The organism is Streptomyces sp. NPDC028711 (assembly GCF_055565415.1).
Map to the genome: position 1 here is coordinate 531844 of NZ_JBVHUJ010000004.1, position 18740 is coordinate 550583.

Consider the following 18740-nt stretch of genomic DNA (forward strand, 5'->3'; position numbering starts at 1 on the left):
GACCGTACGACGCCTCCGTGGCGCAACGGACGGGGCTCAGCCGTGTGCGCGAGGATGGGGGCATGCCGAACAGACTGGCCCATGAGACGTCCCCGTACCTCCTCCAGCACGCCGACAACCCGGTCGACTGGTGGCCCTGGTCGGCCGAGGCGTTCGAGGAGGCGCGCCGCCGCGATGTTCCCGTGCTGCTCAGCGTTGGCTACAGCAGCTGCCACTGGTGTCATGTGATGGCGCACGAGTCCTTCGAGGACGACGTCACCGCCGCGGACGTCAACGAGCACTTCGTCGCGGTCAAGGTCGACCGCGAGGAGCGCCCCGACGTCGACGCCGTCTACATGGAGGCCGTGCAGGCGGCGACCGGGCAGGGCGGCTGGCCCATGACGGTCTTCCTCACCCCGGACGCCGAACCGTTCTACTTCGGCACCTACTTCCCGCCCGAGCCCCGCCACGGCATGCCCTCCTTCCGTGACGTCCTGGACGGCGTCTCCCGTGCCTGGACGGATCGTCGCGACGAGGTCGGCGAGGTCGCGGGCAACATCGCCAAGGACCTCGCGTCCCGCTCCCTGGCGTACGGCGGCGAAGGCGTCCCCGGCGAGGCGGAACTGGCCCAGGCCTTGCTCGGCCTCACCCGGGACTACGACTCCCGCAGTGCCGGCTTCGGCGGCGCGCCCAAGTTCCCGCCGTCGATGGTGCTGGAGTTCCTGCTGCGCCACCACGCCCGTACGGGCGCCGAAGGCGCCCTGCAGATGGCCGCCGACACCGGCGAGGCGATGGCCCGCGGCGGCATCTACGACCAGCTCGGCGGCGGCTTCGCCCGCTACTCCGTGGACCGCGACTGGGTCGTGCCGCACTTCGAGAAGATGCTCTACGACAACGCCCTGCTCTGCCGGGTGTACGCGCACCTGTGGCGGGCCACCGGCGACGACATGGCCCGCCGGGTCGCCCTGGAGACCGCCGACTTCATGGTCGGCGAACTGCGCACGGCGGAGGGCGGATTCGCCTCGGCGCTCGACGCCGACTCCGACGACGGGACGGGCCGGCACGTCGAGGGCGCGTACTACGTCTGGACACCGGCGCAGCTGACCGAGGCGCTGGGCGAGGAGGACGCCCGCTACGCCGCCCGGTACTTCGGCGTGACCGAGGAGGGCACCTTCGAGGAGGGCGCCTCCGTCCTCCAGCTCCCGCGGGACACGGGCCCGGTCGACGCCGACCGGATCACCTCGATCAAGGAGCGGCTCCTCGCCGCCCGCACGCGGCGGCCCCGCCCCGGCCGCGACGACAAGGTGGTCGCCGCCTGGAACGGCCTCGCGATCGCCGCCCTCGCCGAGACCGGAGCCTTCTTCGACCGCCCCGACCTGGTCGAACGCGCCACAGAGGCCGCCGACCTGCTCGTTCGCGTACACATGGGACAGGGCGCGCGGCTCTCCCGGACCTCCAAGGACGGCCGGGTCGGGGCCAACGCCGGAGTGCTCGAGGACTACGCGGACGTCGCCGAGGGCTTCCTCGCGCTCGCCGGCGTCACCGGCGAGGGCGTGTGGCTGGAGTTCGCCGGCTTCCTCCTCGACATCGTGCTCGACCAGTTCGTCGCCGAGGGCGGGGCGCTGTACGACACGGCCCACGACGCGGAGACCCTGATCCGCCGGCCGCAGGACCCCACCGACAGCGCGACCCCGTCCGGCTGGACGGCCGCCGCCGGAGCGCTCCTCTCGTACGCCGCGCACACCGGCTCGGAGGCCCACCGGGCGGCAGCCGAGGGCGCCCTCGGCGTGGTCAAGGCCCTGGGGCCGCGCGCTCCCCGTTTCATCGGCTGGGGTCTGGCCACGGCGGAGGCCCTGCTCGACGGGCCGCGCGAGATCGCGGTGGTGGCTCCCGCCGGGGACGACCTGGGCCGCGCCCTGCACCGCACCGCCCTGCTGGCACCCGCGCCCGGCGCGGTCGTCGCCTCCGGCGCCCCGGACGGCGACGAGTTCCCGCTGCTCAGGGACCGACCGCTGGTGGACGGGGGAGCGGCCGCCTACGTCTGCCGGCACTTCACCTGCGACGCGCCGACGACGGACCCGGCCGAGCTGGCACGCAAGCTCGGCCGCTGACGGCGCCGGCCGGGCGAGGGGCTACCAGCAGACGAGCGAAGCGCCGCCGGCCGGCCGGTACTCGGCCTGGGGGATCTCACTGGAAGGGGTGGGGCGGGCCGGCGGCAGCGGCTCGTCCGCGCGCAGCCGCGCGAACACCTCCTCGGCGTGCGCCACGTTCCAGGCGACCGAGGACCCGGCGCCCTGGACGGTCTCGAAGCGGAGGACGGGCACGGTCGCGAACTCCATACGGTCCGGGGTGAGGTTCCGCAGGCGCATGGCGAGGAACATCAGGTCCAGGGTGGAGAGCCCGCGATGCTCCGCGGCCGTCGGCCCGCTCAGCACCGAGGCGAACGTCATCAGCCGCAGCGGGTTCCCCAGCAGGTCCGAGCGCACCTTCCGCAGGGTGTTGAGGACGAACTGCTGCTGCTTGCGGATCCGTCCGAAGTCCATCTGCCCGTCGGCGCGCCGCGAGCGCACGTACTGGAGGGCCTCTCCGCCGCCGACGTTCGTGGTGCCCGGCTGGAGGTCGATGCCGGTGGACGTGTCCTTCAGCGGCTGCGCGGCACAGATCGGCACGCCGCCGTCGAACTGGTCCACGGCGTCCATGAACCGGCGGAAGTCGATCTCCAGATAGCGGTGCACGGGGAGCCCCGTCGTCCTTTCGACCATCTCCATCGCGTACGAAGGACCGCCCTCGGCCCAGGCGCCGTTGAGCTTCGCCGCATGGGCGCCGTGCGTCGCGCCCGTCCGTCGGTCCCGGTGGCCGGCGGCGAACTCGGTGAGCGAGTCGCGCGGCAGCCCAAGGACGCTGACCCGCCTGTTGTCGGCGGAGACGTGCACCAGCATCATCACGTCGGTGCAGCCGCACTCCTTGCCGCCGAGCCGGTACGCCTCCTTCTCCCGCGCGGTCACGCCCTTCCGCGTGTCGAGACCGACCACCAGGATGTTGAGCCCCCGGCTCGGGGACGGCAGGGCGGGGGACGGCAGGGCGGCGGGGGCGGCGGCGAGCGCCCCGGAACCGAGGGCGACGAGCGCCGCGGTGGCGAGCGCGAGTCGCCGCGGACGCGTGAATTTCCTGACGGACACGGGCGTACACCACCGTAGGTCGGGAATGTGGACCCGCACAGTAAATCGATTCCCGTCGCACACAGGTTCGCGACGCGACATCGGCCGATGGAATCACTCTCCTGCGGGGTCTGTGGAATGATGCGGGAACCGCACCGGATGGGAGGGAAAGATGGCACCCGATCCCGGGAAATGGGAGCGGATGGCCTTCATTCCGAAGAGCCGTTATGTGGTCGACCCGCCACCCGCCGACCGAGGACCGTTCCCCCTGTACTCCTCGCTGGCACGGCGGTGGGCCCAGGCGGGCCGCACGGTGCCGGGAGTCCCCGATCACGAGTGGGAGCGGCTGATCAGGGCGCCGATCTGGCCGCGCTGAGCCGAAATCGCGGCGTCCGGCGTAATTCGGTGAATGCGATGGAGTGAATGCCGCCGGTTCGGCTACGCGTGCGGTCCACTTCCGAGGCATGGTGCTCGGCGAAGTGTGCAGCGGAAGCCGGGGCATGAAAATGTGCCCCGTGTGATCACGAAAGCCGTGAGTAGTCTTCCGCCGCAGAAAGGATTCAGACGAAATGAAGTGCAAGAAGGCTGCGGCCGTCGTCGCCGGAATCATCATGGCCATGGGTGCGGCGTCGCCCGCCTTCGCGGACGCGGAGGCGCAGGGCCTGGCTTTCGGTTCGCCGGGCATCCTTTCGGGGAATGTCGTCCAGGTTCCGATCCACGCGCAGATCAACGCCTGCGGCAACTCCATCAGCGTCATCGGTCTGCTGAACCCGACCTACGGCAACGTCTGCGTCAACGCCTGACGCCGGCGCCCCCTCGCAGGGGCGCGATCTGAAGGGCCGGACCCGGAAGGTGCCTGTCGCACCTGCCGGGACCGGCCCTTCGTCATGCTTCCCGGGAGTCCCTTGAGCAGGGCGTGGCGGAGCCAGGCCCAGGTCATGGCGAGGCCGGGGGCGGGGTCGTCGGCGGCGAACCAGGCCGTCTCCACGCGCCGCGTCGGGTGTCCGGACTCCACGGCCGGTTCCGCCTCCGGTGGCGCGACCGTCTCCGTACCGCCCGCGTCGCCGTACCGCCCACCGCCCCCGATGCCCCGTTCGGCGTCGGGGCGGCGGCGCGGGGAGGTGAGCAGAGCCAGCGCCGCGTAGTTCTCCACCACGAACCGGCGGCCGTACACGGGGGAGTGCGGCGGGACCCGGCGCCCGGTCAGGTCCAGGTGCGTCGCACGGACGACGTCGAGCCCGTCGCGGTCCGCGAAGAGCCGGAACTGGGCGCCGGGGCGTGGGTTGAAGTCGATCAGGTGGTACGTGTCCGTCGACCGGTCGAGCCGGAAGTCCAGATCGACCACGCCCCGGTGGCCGAGCGCGGCGAGCAGTTCGCGGGCGATGCGCTCCACGGCGGGATTCGGCATCCACCGGCCGACCGCCGTGAGCCCGGCCCCGTGCGGCCACGAGCGTTCCTTGCGCCCAGTGGCGGCGGCGACGCAGCGGCCGGTGGAGTCCGCGTACCCGTGGAAGAACCAGTCCAGGTGCCGCCCCGCCGGCAGCAGCCGCTGGAGCAGCAGCCGGCTGCCGGCCTGGGGGGTACGGGCGTACAGCGCGCGCACCTCGGCGAGTGAGCGCACGATCGACGTACTGCGCAGCCCGCTTCCGGCCGGGAGCAGCCAGGGACAGCTCCACTTGGCGACGACCGGCAGCCCGAGCGACCACGCCATGGCGGCCGCCTCGTCGGCGCCGGCGGGGATCTCGGTACGGGGGTGGGGGAGGTTGAGGGCCCGGCAGGTCTCGGCGAGGGCCGCCTTGTCGGCCACCCGCAGGAGCCGCTCGGGCGTCTGGTCGGGCAGCAGGTACCGGCCCGCGAGCTCGGTGCGGTGCTCGGCCAGCGCGAGGGCGGTGAGGTCGTCCATGGGGACCAGGAGCGCGGGCCCGGGACCGGAGAGCCCGTCGGACAGCGTCAGCAGGAGGCGGCAGAGCTCGGCGGGGGAAGGGGCGTCCGGGCTCAGGTGGACGTCGCGGACGTAGCGCGAGCGGGCGACGGGGCTGGTGAGCGATTCGATCACCGCGTGGACCGGGATGCCGGCCCGCCCGAGGGACCGGGCGGCGCCGAGCGTGCCGTGATGAAAGGGATTCCGGTCGAGCCGCACGAGGAGAGCGGGGACGCCGGTGTCAAAACTCGGAACGGGATTCCTCACCTCGGGTGCCCCAAGTGGGCGATGGAATCCACCAATGGACTACGGATCAGATCCTCCCTGCGTTCACGGTCGGCTTATTAGGAATACTTTCTGAACATCGGATTGACGGCTCATCAAGTGGCGCGGGACGAGAAGGAGTGGTCATGGCCAAAGGAACACGTAAAGCATCGAGAACGTGGTGGGGGGTGTTCACCGCGGGGCTCCTCGCCTCGGGTTCGGTCGTGTTGTCCTCTCCGGCTCACGCTGCCGAACCCCTAACGACCGGAGCCTCCGAACCGCCTCTGTCCAGCGCGATGGGCGCGTTCCTGGAATCGGGCCCCGTGGGTGTCAGCCGCATCCGTCAGATGGAGCGGTGGCTCGGCGGCAGGGAGCTGCGGGTCGGGCACACGTACCTCCCCGGCGACCTCTGGTCGAACATCGAGGGCCCCCCGGGCTTCCTGGACGCCTGGGCGGACTGGCGCAACGAGCGCGAGGACCGGCTGTTCGTCCTGAACGTGCCGATGCTGGAGCGCAACGAGGCCGGGGTCTCCGACCAGGAAGTCCGCAGGCAGCTCCGGCTCGGCGCCGCGGGGTACTACGACCACCACTTCAGGGCGCTGGCCGAACGTCTGGTCGACCTGGAGGCGAAGGACACCGTCATCGTCCTCGGGTGGGAGATGAACGGCACCACGTACACCCACCGGTGCGCACCGGATCCCGCGTCGTGGAAGAAGTACTGGAACCGGATCGTCACCGCGATGCGTTCCGTCCCCGGTCAGGAGTTCCGCTTCGACTTCAACCCGAGCCGGGGCAGGGACGCCGTTCCGTGGACGGAATGCTATCCGGGTGACGACGTGGTCGACATCATCGGAATGGACTCGTACGACCAGCCGTCGGGGGCCGGTTTCGACAGCCACGTCAATGAGCCGTACGGGTTGCGCGCACAGGTGGAATTCGCGGCCGAGCACGGAAAGCAGATCTCGTACCCGGAATGGGGGCTCTTCCGGAACGGGGACAACGCCGAGTACATGCGGCGCATGATCGAATGGATGGAGCAGCACAAGCCGCTCTACCACACGATCACCGACTACTGCCCGCACGGCGTCTGGCAGTGCGATGACAATCCGAGGTCGTCGCAGGTGTTCCGTCAGATGCTGTACGGCGCCGAACCCGAGGTGCCGGAGGTGCCGGAGGTCCCGCCGAAGCCGGAGGTTCCGCCGAAGCCGGAGGTTCCGCCGGTTCCGAAGCCCGAGCCGAAGCCGGAGGTCCCGCCGGTTCCGAAGCCCGAGCCGAAGCCGGAGGTCCCGCCGGTTCCGAAGCCGGAACCGAAGCCCGAGGTCCCGCCGGTTCCGAAGCCGGAACCGAAGCCGGAACCGAAGCCTGAGCCCAAGCCGGAACCGAAGCCGGAACCGAAGCCTGAGCCCAAGCCTGAGCCCAAGCCCGAGCCGAAGCCGGAGGTCCCCCCGAAGCCCGAGGTTCCCCCGAAGCCGGAAGTCCCGCCGAAGCCTGAGGTTCCCCCGAAGCCGGAAGTCCCGCCGAAGCCCGAGGTTCCCCCGAAGCCCAAGCCGGAGCCTCAGCCCGGGAAGGACTGCCTGAGCATCAACCTCGGTTCCTGGGTGGAGAGCTGGCTTGGTGGGCCCCTCTGCATCGACAAGGGCGACTCGAAGGACGAGATCGACGACATCGTCGACGAGATCGACCTCAACGACGTCGACGACATCGAGCCCTGGGAGGAGATGATGGACAGCGAGAACTGGCCCTTCTGATCACCCGAGGGTCACCGCGGCGGCGGAGGAGTTCATCCTCCGCCGCCGCTCGGCCGTCCGCGCAGACGTCCGACCGCCCGCCCCACCCACGCCCGCTCGCGAGCCTGCCGCGCCAGCCGACGACGCCCGTCCGCCGCGCCCGCCAGCAGCCACAGCAACGGAGCCGCGATCCGGCCGGACAGCATCAGCCGCTGGTTCGGCACGGTCTCCGGCCGCCAGTGCCGCTTGTACGGTTCCGTGCCCCTCAGCATGCTCAGCGTCGCGCGCCCGCTCGCGCTGGTCTCGCGCGCCCCGTGCCGCAGGAGCATCGTCGCCACATCGACCTTCCGGGCCCGCAACACCGGATCCGCGCCGTACAGGTATCCGCCCGCGAGCCGCGGTGACATCAGGGTGAGGTCGGCCGCGACCACGTCCCCGGCGAGCCGGAACTCGGTCACCCGCGCGTTCCCGCACTCGACCATCGGCCGGACCGCCCGCGCGAGATGCTGCGCGAACCGGTCGCTGGTGTGCTCGGCGGTCACCCCCCTGCCCTGCCACTGGAGCTGGTGGAGCCGCAGCAGCCGTTCAAGCGCCGCCGGCACCTCCTCCCCGGTCACGACCCGCTCGTCGATGCCGAGCGCGTCCAGCTTGCGCAGCTTGGCCCGTACCCGCTGGGCCTTGGCCGACGGGATCCGCTGGAGCAGGTCGTCCATCGGCACTGCCGGCAGCTCCAGACAGAGGGAGTCGGCGAGCCGTCTGCGCGGACCGCGCCAGCGGCCGAAGACCTGCTCGGCCGCCGCCCCCGGCCGCACCTCGCGCAGATCGATCACCGCGCGGCGCGCCGCCCGGGCAAGGGCTCCGGCCAGCGCGGGGACCGCGTCCGGGCAGGAGTCGTCGAGGAGGACGTCGGTGAAGTCGGTGATCGCGCCGCCGAGCTGGGTGAGGACCGGCAGCGGGCCGCGGGCGCGCATCAGGGGCGCCGCGGCGACCAGTTCGCCGTCCTCCCGTCGTACGAGCACCACGCGCAGCGCGCCGGGCCTGCCGTACGACACCCACCACGAGTGCAGCCACGCGTGGGACTGGAACGGGGTCGCCGTCGAGCAGCGCGTGTACAGCGCTCCCCACCGGTCGGCGAGTCCGCCGAACTCCGCCTCGTCCCGGCAGATCTCGGCGCGCAGGCCGCCCGCGCCCGCCGTGCTCACACCGTCTCCGGTTCCGGCTGGTGCTGTACGCCCGCCGGACCGGGGACGGCGGCGGACTGCCGCGAGTGCCGGGCCTCGGCGCGCGTGGCGCGCGAGGGGCGGACCAGGAGCGCCAGACCGCCGAGCAGACCGCCCGCGCAGCCGCCGACGAGCGCCGAGAGCGGCGCGGACGGTGAGACCGGCGCGGTGGGCTTGGTCGCCCGCGAGAACTGCACCACCTTCACTCCCGTGCTCCCCGAGACGTGCGAGCTGTTGAGGACCAGGGCGCGGGCCACTCCGTCGGCCATGGACACCGCCTCGGCCGGCTTGGCCGCCCTCGCCGTGATGGAGATCATCGGCGCGTCCGGGCTCGTGGCCGCCTGCACGCTGGAGCGCAGGGTCTGCGCGGAGACCCCGGCCCACACCTGGGCGTCGCCGGTCACCGCGATGTCGGTGGCGACCCGCCCGTACGCCTGGGCGAAGCCGACGGCCGCGGCCGGGTCCGACTTCCCGGCCGGGACCACGATGACGTAGCTCGTCGCCGCGTACTCCGGAGCCTTCAGCGCTCCGTAGCCGGCGCCGAGGACGGCGCCCGCGAGCACGGAGGCGGGCAGCGCCCACCAGCGTTGCGGGGTCCGCAGAGCCGTCGGGAGGGGGGAGCGGCGCGACGGCGGCGGGCCGGGGTTCGCGGAGCCGGGGGAGCTCGCCGAGCGTGAGGAGCGTGAAGGGTTCATCGGGTGTCTCGCTTCGCGGGGAGAGGGGTGCCGTGTACGGCCTGTTCGTAGAGGGACATCAACTGCCGTGCACTGTGGGCGATGTCGTAGCGGGACGCCGCGGCGGGCGGCGGGAGCCGCGTGAGCCGGGCGTCCTGGATGCCGTGCAGCGCCGAGACGACCTCGGCGACCGAACCGCCGATCCGGCGGGCGCCCGGGGCCGCGTCGGGCAGGTCGTCGATCGCCGGACACGCCGCGTACAGCACCGGCAGTCCTGCGGCGAGCGCCTCGACGACCGCCAGGCCGAACGACTCGTCGGGGGAGGTGGAGACGAAGACGTCCATCGCGGCGAGCAGCGACGGCAGATCGGGTTCCCCGGCTCCCTCCGGTGCCGGGTCCTCGCAGGCTCCCGCGAACACCACCCGGTGGGCGGCCCCGCACTCACGGGCAAGGGCCTTCAGCCGCGCGCGCTCCTCGCCCTCGCCGACGAGGAGCAGCCGAGCCTCCGGCACCGAAGCCACCGCCCGTACGAGCAGATCGAATCGTTTCGCGGGCGAGAGGCGCCCCACCCCTCCGACGACGAACGCGTCCTCGGCAAGACCGAGCAGCTTCCTGCCGAGCCGTCGGCGGTCCTCGGTGTAGCCGAAGCGGGCCGTCTCGATGCCGTTGGGCACGACGTGGATACGGGACGGGGCCACGCCCCACTCCTCAAGGCGGCGCGCGACGCTGGGGGAGACGGCGACGGTGGCGGTGCCCAGGCGCTCGCCGGCCAGGTAGAGGGCGCGGGTGCCGGCGGACAGCGGGCGGCCCTCGATCTGGGTGTCGCCGAGGGAGTGCTCCGTGGCCAGGACCGTGCGGACCCCGGCGACGCGAGCGGCGAGCCTGCCGTAGAGGTTCGCCCGGTACAGATGGGTGTGGACGAGGTCGTACCGGCCCCGGCGGATCAGCCCGGTGAGGCGGGGCAGTGCGCCGAGGTCGCGGTTGCCAGCCATGCCGAGGTGGGTGACGGGCGTGCCGTCGGCTTCGATGCCGCGGGCGACCGCGCCCGGGTTGGTGAGCGTCACGACCTCGGCGCGTACCGGCAGCCGGCGCAGCAGCAGCCTCAGCTGCTGTTCCGCGCCGCCGATGCCGAGGCCGGTGATGACGTGCAGGACCTTCATGAGGCGTCCGCCCCGGCCAGCAGCTGCGGGGCGGGCACCAGATCGGCGGGGCGGCGGCGGCGCAGCGGGTGCAGGACACGCTTGGCGGTGAGGCGCCAGGCGGCGTCCCGCTCGTCGATGTGGATGCGCGGCAGCGCGTGCGTGCTGGTCAGCGGGCCGGGGTCGATGGCGCAGGCGTGGCGGTAGCCGGCGGCCCGTACGGCGCGGATCGTCCGGGCGTCGACATGGCCGTACGGGTAGCAGAATCCGTCCACGGTCGTCCCGGTGAGGTCCTCCAGGAGGGCGCGGCTGCGGCGGGTCTCGTCGGCGAGGGCCGCGTCGTCGGCGGCGGGCAGCGACACGTGCCGCAGGCCGTGGGAGCCGATCTCCATGCCGGCCTCGGCGGCGCGCAGGATGCCGTCCTCGGTCAGCAGCGGCTTGCGCGGGCCGTCCCCGTCCCAGGTGTTCGCGCCGCCGAAGCGGCCCGGCAGGACGTAGACGGTGGCCGTGAACCGGTGGTGGCGCAGCAGCGGCACCGCCGATTCGAGGAAGTCCGCGTACCCGTCGTCGAAGGTGAGTCCGACCAGCCCCTTCGCGCGGCCCGCGGCCGTGGCGGCGAGCAGTTCCCGTACCGAGACACCGCGCAGCCCCCGGTCCCTCAGCCAGTGCAGCTGCCTGGCGAAGCGCACGGGGGAGACGGTCACCCGGTACGGATCAATCGGGGTGTCCGCGATCGAGTGGTACATCACCACCCAGGGGGGCGGCTTCGGCAGCAGACGACGAATCGCGGGGGTGCGGGGCGCCAAGGCAGCGGGCATGGGCGAGCCTTCGTGATGCGACGGGGGTGAGGGGCGGGATCTCGGGCGCGCGGGGCGCGAGAGCGGTGAAGAGCAGGAAGACGGAGGCGGTGACCACGCTCGAGACGGCGAGCGAGAGGAGCGTCGGGCTCACGAAGGCGGCGCAGAGCCAGCCGGCGGCGGTGGCCCACGCGGCGGCCGTGGCCAGCCGCAGGAGCCCCTCGCCGAGATAGCGGATGCGGACCGGGATGGACTGGCGGCGGGCGCCGATCAGCATCATCACGGCGGTGAGCGTGATGCCGAGGGCGTTGGCGGCGGCGATGCCGACCGCGCCCCAGAGGCGGGCGCCGGGGATTCCGGCGAGGGCGGTCACGGCGAGCCCCGTGGCCATGGCGGCGGCCGGGTACCAGAGCGGTCGCGCGGCGGAGAAGTAGCAGCGGACGAGGGTGCCGACGAGCGTCTGGCCGAGCAGCCCGAGGGCGTACACGCGCATGACCGCTGCGGTGGCCTCGGTGTCGGCGCGGTCGAACGCCCCCCGCTGGAAGAGGACTTCGACGATCTGCGGAGCGGCGGCGATCACGATCGACGCGCCGATGAGTACGACGACGGCGGCAAGGAGCAGGTCGCGCTCGACCCGGTGGCGGGCGCCCTCGGTGTCGCCCGCTGCCATGGCGCGGGCGACGACGGGGAAGCTGACCGTGCACAGCATCAGGGAGAGGATCATCGGCATCTGCGCGATCTTCTGCGCGTAGTTCAGATGCGAGATGGCGCCCGCCGGAAGGGGGGAGGCGAGGAAGCGCTCGATGAGGATCTGGGACTGACGGGAGACCGCGAAGGCGATGACGGGCGCGATGAGCCCGAGGACGAGCAGCCGTCCGTCGCCGGAGAGCACCGCCGCCGTCTCTTTCGGTGCCGGTGCCGGCTTCGGCGGGCGGCGCAACTCCTTCAGCAGATAAGGAGCTTGGACCAGCACCATCAGCACACCGCCGACGGCGACCCCGGCGGCCGCCGCCCGGACGCCGAAGGGCTCGCGGAGCACCACGACCGTGCCGATGATCCCGATGTTGTACGCGACGTAGATGGCGGCCGGTGGCAGGAAGCTGCCGTGAGCGCGCAGCGCGGCGGAGCAGTACCCGGCGAGCGCGAAGGTCAGGACGCAGGTCGCGGTCAGCCGGGTGCAGTCGACGGCAAGGCGGGGGTCCGCGAGACCGGGCGCGAGGGCGGCGACCAGGAGCGGTGCGGTGAGGACGAGGAGTCCGGCGACGGCGCTCACGGCGAGGGCGAGCCGGGGCAGGGTGGAGCGTACGAGGGAGAGTACGGGGTCACCGGAGAGGGCGCCGCTCCGCCGTGCGAGGGCCCGGCTGAACGCGGGCACCAGGATCAGCGCCATCGCGTCCTCGATGAGCAGCGTCGAGGCGAACTCGGGCACCGTCCAGGCCACCAGGAAGGCGTCCGTCTCGGCGCCGGCGCCGAAGAAGTGCGCCAGGATCTGGTCCCGTACGAGCCCGAGCGCCGCACCGGCCGCGGTGAGCCCCGCGGTGACGGCGGCGGCCCGCGCGAGGAACCGCCCGGAGGACTGCTGCGGGCGGAGCCGGTGGCGGCCCCGGCCGCCGGCGGTGTGCGCGCGCGGGGGCGGTGGTGAGGGGGACGGCGGGCGGCCCGCGCGGTCGGCCCCGGGCGGTTCCGGAGTCGGCGAAGGCGCCGTCACCGGAGCCGGGACCGTCGCCGCGTCCGTCGCATCCGGCTCCCCGCCCCTGGCGTCACGCACGCCGCACCTCCGCCAGGGACCACCAGGCCGCCAGACCGAGGACCACCGACATCAGGACCGTGGAGGGGCCGCCGATGTCCGCGTAGAAGAAGTCGATGAGCTGCCAGGACAGCAGGCCGACCGCCACCAGAGCGCACTCCGCGCTCCGCGAGCGCCGCCACAGCGCCCCCGCGAGGAGAGCCACCCAGCTGCCCGCCAGGGCGAGCAGCCCCACCAGGCCCTGCTCGCTCAGCACGAGCAGGTACATGTTGTGCGGGGAGAGCAGCGGCTGACGCCGGAAGTCGGCGCCCGCGCCCGCCGTGTCGCTGCCCGAGGACAGCGCGAGCGAGGCATGGGAGTCGCGGTACTGCGGGAAGCCCTTGAGCCCGACCCCCGTCACCGGCTCCGAACGCCACATCCGCTCCGCCGCCGCCCACATCGTGTAACGGTCCGTCACCGACTGGTCCGGCGCGGCCGTCACCTGCGTGATGCTGGCGACCCGCTCCTTCACCATCGAAGAGCCGACGCCGAGACCGCCGACGAGGACCACGGCAAGCGCGCCCACCACAAGCGCCACCCGGCCGGCCCGCCGGAGTCCCGAAAGCAGCAGCTGGAGCGCACACGCGAGGACCGTCGCGATCCACGCGCCCCGGCTGAAGGACACCACAAGCGGCACGCACAGCAGCCCGGCGCAGACGACCGCCGCCGTCCGCGTCCGGCCTCCGCCGCCCAGCGCGATCCCGGTGACGACGACGAGTCCGTACGACACGATCGTCGCCATGCCCATCACATCGGTCGGTCCGAACGTCCCGACCGCCCGGATGTCCTCCCCCATGTACGAGGCGCCCGTGCCGGTCAGGTACTGCACCACACCGACCCCGCCCTGGAGCAGCGCCAGAGCGACCAGCGCCCACGCGACGAGCGCGAAGTCCCGTCGGTCACGGATCATCAGCAGCACGGCCGCCGGGACGAGCACGAAGACCTGCACGTAACGGGCGACGCCCGGCAGGCTCGCGGCCGGGTCGTTCGACGTGATCGCCGACAGACAGATCCCGAGGACCGGAAGCCCGAGCACGACGGCCGCGCCCCGGGTCAGCGGCCGTGCCCCGCCGCGTACGACCCGTACGAGGCAGATCAGCACGAGCAGCCCCGAGGCCGCGTCGGCGAGCGTGCCCGAACCGCCCGTCCCGCCCTCCGCGCCACCGGCGGGCGGCACGAGCAGCAGGGCGATCACCGCGAGGACCGGGGACAGCGCCCCCGCCCGGCGGAGCAGGTCGCGCGTCTGCCGACGCGCCGCCACCGGCCCGAGCGCGGGTCCCGGCACGCGTACCGGTACGGCCGTCGTCATCGTCAGCTCCCCGCGGGCCGGACGAGCCCGGCCGCGGTCCGCAGCAGAATGCGGACGTCCTGCCAGAACGACCAGTGGTCGATGTAGTGGTTGTCGAACCGGCAGCGGTCCTCGATCGAGGTGTCACCGCGCAGTCCGTGCACCTGCGCCAGACCGGTCAGCCCCACCGGCATCCGGTGGCGGTCGGCGTACCCGGCGTGGACCTTGCTGAACTGAGCGACGAAATAAGGGCGTTCGGGCCTCGGGCCGACCAGGCTCATGTCCCCGCGCAGTACGTTCCACAGCTGCGGCAGCTCGTCGAGCGACGTCCGCCGCAGGAAGCCGCCGACCGCGCTCATCCGCCGGTCGTTGGCGACGTTCCACCGCGTCGCCGACTCGGCCTCGTCGGCGCGCAGCGTACGGAACTTCAGCAGCGTGAACAGCCGCCCGTTCTGCCCCACCCGTTCCTGGTGGAACAGCACACCGGGCCCGTCCGAGAGCCGTACCGCCACCGCGCAGAGCAGCAGCACGGGCAGCGCGAGCACGAGTGCCGGACCGGCCAGGGTCACGTCGAGGACGCGCTTCGCGGTCAGACCGCGCCGCTCGGCCGGCGGGACGAGACGGCGGCAGCCGTGCCCCCACAGGTGCTCGCCCATCGCCCCGCCGTGCCGCTGCTCGCCCACCCGCCAGGTGGTGCACCCGTAGTGCTGGAAGAGCATCACCAGGGCCGGGTCGTCGGTCAGGAACACCGCGTCGAGGACGGTGTTCTGGATGACGGCGCGGTGGATCTCCTCGGTGGTGGTCAGGACCGGCAGCCCCGTCTCCCCGGCCGGCTCCGGCGAGTCCCCGTTCTGCCGGGCGCCGACGATCCCGACCGGCCGGATCCCGTACTCCGGATGCTGCCCGAGCGAGGCCGCGAACCGCTGGGCGGCGGCCGGCCCGCCGACGACAAGCGCGGACCTCGGATGCGTCCGCGCCGTCCGTCGCCTGCGGGCGTGCACCGCGCCGCGGAGCAGGCACACGGCGACGAGCTGGGTGGCGTACGCCGAGCAGAGCGCGGCCGGACCGATCGCCAGAGCCGGGGTGTACGCGGCGACGGCGGCGGCCGCGGCACACCACGCGACGCCGATCCGGGCGGCCAGCGCGGGCAGCTCGTCCAGGACGGAGGTGAGGGGCCCGGGCCGGTACAGTCCGGCACCGCCGTTGAGTACGAGGACGCCCCCGAGGACAAGCAGGAGCAGCCGGACCTCGCGGTACGGCTCGGCGAGCGGTCCTGCCGTGAGCAGCACGGCCAGGGCGTCGGCCGTCACCAACGGGACGGCGGCGAACCGCGTCCGCGCGGACCGGCGCTGCGGCAGAGCGAGCCGGTCGGCCGCGCCACGCCGCGGTGCGAGGGAGGCGAGTCCGTGAGCGTGTCCCCGGCTCGCCGGGGGCCAGGCCCCCGGCGCGGGAGGGATGCTGGTGCTTTCCGTGGTCACGGCGAAATCGGCTCCCTGCGCTCAGTGCTCCGCGCTCCGGCCAGTTCGCGGTACACGTCCGCGACGGCCGCGCCGGTGCGCCGCACATCGAATCTGCTGAGTACGTGTTCGTGGGCCTGGCGGCCCAGGGACCGCCGCAGCTCCGGCCGGCCGAGAAGGCGGCCGACGGCGACGGCGAGGGCGGCCGGGTCCCCGGGCGGGACCAGACACAGGGGTTCGTGGCCCGGCGGCAGGCTCTCTCTCGCGCCGTCCACGTCGCTGACCACCACGGGACGGCCGCTCGCCATCGCCTCCAGGGGCGCGAGCGCCATGCCCTCCCAACGGGACGGCAGGACGACGAGGTCGGCGGCCCGGTACCAGGGGGTGGTGTCGTCGACGGCGCCGGTGAAGCGCACCGACGGGTGAGCCGCGGCCCGCAGTCGTTCGCCGTCCGGGCCGTCACCGACCAGGACGAGGCGGGCCGTGGGGGCCTGGGCGAGGACGGCGGGCCAGGCGGCGAGCAGGGTGTCCTGCCCCTTCTGCCGGCAGAGCCGGCCCACGCAGACGACGACGGGTCCGTCACCGGACCGGCCGGGGGCGGCGCTTGCGACGGCGTCGGCGGAGGCGTCCGCGAACCTGGCCACGTCCACACCGTTGTGGATGACGGACCAGGAGGCGCGTACGCCGGCCGCCTCGCCGGTGCGGCGCTCGGCCTCGCTGACGCAGACGATGCGCTGGGTCCAGCGCGCCGCCCGGCGTTCCCAGCGCCGGGCCAGCGCGGCGACCGTGCCTTCGACCGCTTCGAAGGACCAGGCGTGCGGCTGGTACACCGTCGGCAGAGATCCGCGCAGCGCCAGCCGGGCGCACAGTCCCGCCTTGGCGCTGTGGGCGTGCACCAGGTCCGGGCGGGCGGTACGGATCAGCCGGGCGAGGCCGAGCGTCTCGCGGACAAGCCGGGGGCCGGGGTCACGCCCGGCCCGCCACGCGTACACGTCGGCACCCTCGGCGCGGACGGCCGCGGCGAGCGGCGTGCCGGGCGGGCAGGCGACGGTGACCCGCATCCCGGCGCGGAGCTGGTCGCGGACCAGGTCCGCGACGACACGGGCGACGCCGCCGTCCCCGGGCTGGACCGCGTGCAGGACGGAGAGGTGGGAGGAGTCCGGTTCTCTTGGAGGCGGCATGTCAGTGTCCGACGTCCGCCCGGAGGGAAAGCGTCGCCCGCCGGGCGGCGCCGGACCGGGCGCACGGCGCGCCGCGGCGCACAGCAAGAACCGCTGAATTCCTCATACAGGTTCTCCGCTTTGATGAGAGAAAGTAGGGAACACCCGTGAAGACCGGGGAGAGGGAAGCTTCCGACCGTGCGAAAACGGTGTCCGCGCGGCTGGACCGTGAGCGACGTCGGCGAACGTTATAACGCTGATTCCGGGCGATAGTAAGCATTAGATGCTCACAAAGACTAACCTTCGTATCCGGGCGGCCGTTTCCTCGTTGAGCGTGTTGCGCCATTCCCGGCTCACTTGCTCGAATACCCCTCTGATGGCCCAAAGATAGGTTGAACGTCACCCATTCGGGAGAGCAACCGAAGAATGGGAACCGCGTTGTTGAGGGAGCCGGGCTGATCCGGTCACACCGCTGACCTTCCGGTCCGCGTGATTCGCAATCGATCGAGGAGCGCTTCCCCATGTCCCGTATCGCAAAGGCTGTCGCCCTGTTCGCGGGTGTCGCCGCGTCCGTCGCCGGTGCCACCGGTGTCGCCGTCGCCGACTCCGGCGCCTCGGGTCTGGCCGCCGCATCCCCGGGCATCCTGTCCGGCAACGTCGTGCAGGTGCCGATCCACGTGCCGATCAACGTCTGCGGCAACACCGTCAACGTCATCGGCATCCTCAACCCCACCTTCGGCAACACCTGCGTCAACGCCTGATCCCCCACGCGGATCGCGGTCCCCGAGGCCGGTGCGCCACCCCTCCCGGGGTGTGCGTGCCGGCCTCCCGCTCGTTCGTACGCACCCTCGTGCGCCGCCCGGTGCAACGGCGTACGCCCCTGGGGGTGGCAGGACGGGGGGTGGATTCACCCGAACGAATGCGTGGCGCTCAGTAGTTCTCCCGTCGCGGAGAGCTATAGCCCCAGGGCCGGTGGGGGGAAGCCGTTCGGCGCGTGGTCCGGTCGGCAAATAGGACCGGGCCCCTTCATTCGGGTGCAGTGTCGTCCCCCCGGAGTTTCCGGGGAGCACGCCTCTCGTTACAGAGGCAGAAGGACGCGCGGGGTCACTCAACTCACCCGCGCGGCAAGCGACTTGCTTGCGAAGAAGACGCATCGACGCTCAGAGGAAAGGACTCACTCCATGAAGCCCACCAAGGTCGCCGCGATCGTTGCCGGTTCCGTCATGGCCCTCGGTGCCGCCGCACCCGCCATGGCCATGGGGCCGGCGGAGCTTCCCGCCGGCCTGGGCGGGGGGCTCGGCGCGATCTCCAGTGAGGGCCTGGAGACGGACGCGCTGAGCAGCACCACGGAAGGTTCCCCGGTCGAGACCGTGGGCGAGGTCACCGAACAGCTGAACGAGACCGGCAAGAAGACGCCACTGCTCGGTGGCCTCCCGCTGGGCGGCTGACGCTCCCTCAGTATCCGGACCCCACACGACTCTTTCCACGGTGATCGGCTGATCGAATGATTTTCTGATCCGCCGCCGTGTGGGGCCGGTTCTTCGTCGCGTGCCACTCCTTACGCTCTCGCCCATCAACCACGGAAGGTCGGCTCATGGAGAGACCGAGGACGGCGTTCCGTAACCAGTTCGTCTGTGACTGACGGACTGGGCGCGCGGAAAGGCCGGTCGGAGCGAGGGGGAACCTCGGCCGGTCTCTCCCTTTCTCCAGAGGAAGAGCGGTATGCGATCCATCATCACCAGGAAGCTGCTCACTGCCGCAGCCGCGACGGGCATTCTGTCGCTGACCGGAGGGTTCGCCGTGGCGGCGAACTCCGCGGGGGACACGCCGGGGCCCGACGCGGGCCACCATCGTCAGGCCCCTCTCTCGATGAGCCTGTGCGGGGACTCCGTGAAGCTCGCGGACATCGGCGGCGAGGCGGTCCGTGACCTCTGCGCCCGGGCCCTCGACGACCCCGACGGGTACGGGGACGGCCCCGACGAGGAAACCCCCGACCACCCGGGCGAGAACCCGGCGCCTCCCGGCCACCCGACGAACCCGGGGCATCCGACGTATCCGGGTGAGCCGACGAAGCCGGGGCATCCGACGTATCCGGGTGAGCCGACGAAGCCGGGGCATCCGACGTATCCGGGTGAGCCGACGAAGCCGGGGCATCCGACGTATCCGGGTG

15 protein-coding genes and 2 pseudogenes are annotated in these 18740 nt (G+C 72.6%); 7 read left to right on the top strand and 10 right to left on the bottom strand.

The window, feature by feature from the left end; genetic code table 11:
• Positions 1-62 precede the first annotated feature (62 nt).
• Entirely contained in the window at positions 63-2090 is a 2028-nt protein-coding gene (locus ACZ4VK_RS17020) for a thioredoxin domain-containing protein (protein ID WP_468352934.1), read from the top strand.
• A gap of 21 nt (positions 2091-2111) precedes the next feature.
• On the opposite strand, the gene ACZ4VK_RS17025 is transcribed toward ACZ4VK_RS17020, so the two are convergent.
• Complete coding sequence (locus tag ACZ4VK_RS17025) at positions 2112-3158, bottom strand: LCP family protein (RefSeq protein ID WP_468352936.1); 1047 nt, start codon at positions 3156-3158, stop codon at positions 2112-2114.
• 151 nt (positions 3159-3309) lie between these two features.
• Between ACZ4VK_RS17025 and ACZ4VK_RS17030 the strand changes: the two genes are divergently transcribed.
• Positions 3310-3513, top strand: coding sequence for a hypothetical protein (locus ACZ4VK_RS17030; protein ID WP_468352938.1), 204 nt, complete (start codon positions 3310-3312; stop codon positions 3511-3513).
• A gap of 193 nt (positions 3514-3706) precedes the next feature.
• Positions 3707-3940 (top strand): chaplin, encoded by a 234-nt coding sequence (locus tag ACZ4VK_RS17035; RefSeq protein ID WP_468352940.1) that lies wholly within the window; start codon positions 3707-3709, stop codon positions 3938-3940.
• Here the strand turns inward: ACZ4VK_RS17035 and ACZ4VK_RS17040 are convergent.
• The gene (locus tag ACZ4VK_RS17040; RefSeq protein WP_468352942.1) at positions 3913-5325 is read right to left on the bottom strand and encodes a carboxylate--amine ligase; all 1413 of its coding nucleotides are present in this window, start codon (positions 5323-5325) and stop codon (positions 3913-3915) included. The two genes, ACZ4VK_RS17035 and ACZ4VK_RS17040, sit on opposite strands and share 28 nt — an antisense overlap.
• Positions 5326-5468: 143 nt before the next feature.
• On the opposite strand from ACZ4VK_RS17040, the pseudogene ACZ4VK_RS17045 reads away from it, so the two are divergent.
• Positions 5469-6656: pseudogene (locus tag ACZ4VK_RS17045) on the top strand (glycoside hydrolase family 26 protein); the annotation flags it as partial.
• Positions 6657-7102: 446 nt separating this feature from the next.
• Here the strand turns inward: ACZ4VK_RS17045 and ACZ4VK_RS17050 are convergent.
• Genes ACZ4VK_RS17050 through ACZ4VK_RS17085 form a run of 8 tightly spaced genes read right to left on the bottom strand, consistent with a single transcriptional unit; the run spans position 7103 to position 16591 of the window.
• Complete coding sequence (locus ACZ4VK_RS17050; RefSeq protein ID WP_468352944.1) at positions 7103-8251, bottom strand: GNAT family N-acetyltransferase; 1149 nt, start codon at positions 8249-8251, stop codon at positions 7103-7105.
• A complete protein-coding gene (locus ACZ4VK_RS17055; protein WP_468352946.1) occupies positions 8248-8964 on the bottom strand; it encodes a YveK family protein in 717 nt (238 codons plus the stop codon). Before ACZ4VK_RS17055 ends, ACZ4VK_RS17050 begins: the two co-directional genes overlap by 4 nt.
• Entirely contained in the window at positions 8961-10103 is a 1143-nt protein-coding gene (locus ACZ4VK_RS17060; protein ID WP_468352947.1) for a glycosyltransferase, read from the bottom strand. The genes ACZ4VK_RS17055 and ACZ4VK_RS17060 overlap by 4 nt, the downstream gene beginning before the upstream one ends.
• Complete coding sequence (locus ACZ4VK_RS17065) at positions 10100-10900, bottom strand: polysaccharide deacetylase family protein (RefSeq protein WP_468352949.1); 801 nt, start codon at positions 10898-10900, stop codon at positions 10100-10102. Before ACZ4VK_RS17065 ends, ACZ4VK_RS17060 begins: the two co-directional genes overlap by 4 nt.
• Positions 10797-12647, bottom strand: coding sequence for a lipid II flippase MurJ (locus tag ACZ4VK_RS17070; RefSeq protein WP_468352951.1), 1851 nt, complete (start codon positions 12645-12647; stop codon positions 10797-10799). The genes ACZ4VK_RS17065 and ACZ4VK_RS17070 overlap by 104 nt, the downstream gene beginning before the upstream one ends.
• Positions 12640-13974, bottom strand: coding sequence for an O-antigen ligase family protein (locus ACZ4VK_RS17075; protein WP_468352953.1), 1335 nt, complete (start codon positions 13972-13974; stop codon positions 12640-12642). Before ACZ4VK_RS17075 ends, ACZ4VK_RS17070 begins: the two co-directional genes overlap by 8 nt.
• A 2-nt stretch (positions 13975-13976) precedes the next feature.
• Positions 13977-15431 carry an exopolysaccharide biosynthesis polyprenyl glycosylphosphotransferase gene (locus tag ACZ4VK_RS17080; RefSeq protein WP_468352955.1) on the bottom strand — a complete coding sequence of 485 codons (1455 nt, stop codon included), beginning with the start codon at positions 15429-15431 and terminating at the stop codon, positions 13977-13979.
• Positions 15428-16591, bottom strand: a complete 1164-nt coding sequence (locus ACZ4VK_RS17085) for a glycosyltransferase (protein ID WP_468352957.1) — start codon at positions 16589-16591, stop codon at positions 15428-15430. The genes ACZ4VK_RS17080 and ACZ4VK_RS17085 overlap by 4 nt, the downstream gene beginning before the upstream one ends.
• Before the next feature lie 500 nt (positions 16592-17091).
• Between ACZ4VK_RS17085 and ACZ4VK_RS17090 the strand changes: the two genes are divergently transcribed.
• The 3 genes and pseudogenes from ACZ4VK_RS17090 to ACZ4VK_RS17100 all read left to right on the top strand — a co-directional run.
• Positions 17092-17331, top strand: a complete 240-nt coding sequence (locus tag ACZ4VK_RS17090) for a chaplin (protein ID WP_468352959.1) — start codon at positions 17092-17094, stop codon at positions 17329-17331.
• A gap of 420 nt (positions 17332-17751) precedes the next feature.
• Positions 17752-18018 carry a hypothetical protein gene (locus tag ACZ4VK_RS17095; protein WP_468352960.1) on the top strand — a complete coding sequence of 89 codons (267 nt, stop codon included), beginning with the start codon at positions 17752-17754 and terminating at the stop codon, positions 18016-18018.
• 274 nt (positions 18019-18292) lie between these two features.
• Positions 18293-18740: pseudogene (locus ACZ4VK_RS17100) on the top strand (hypothetical protein); the annotation flags it as partial.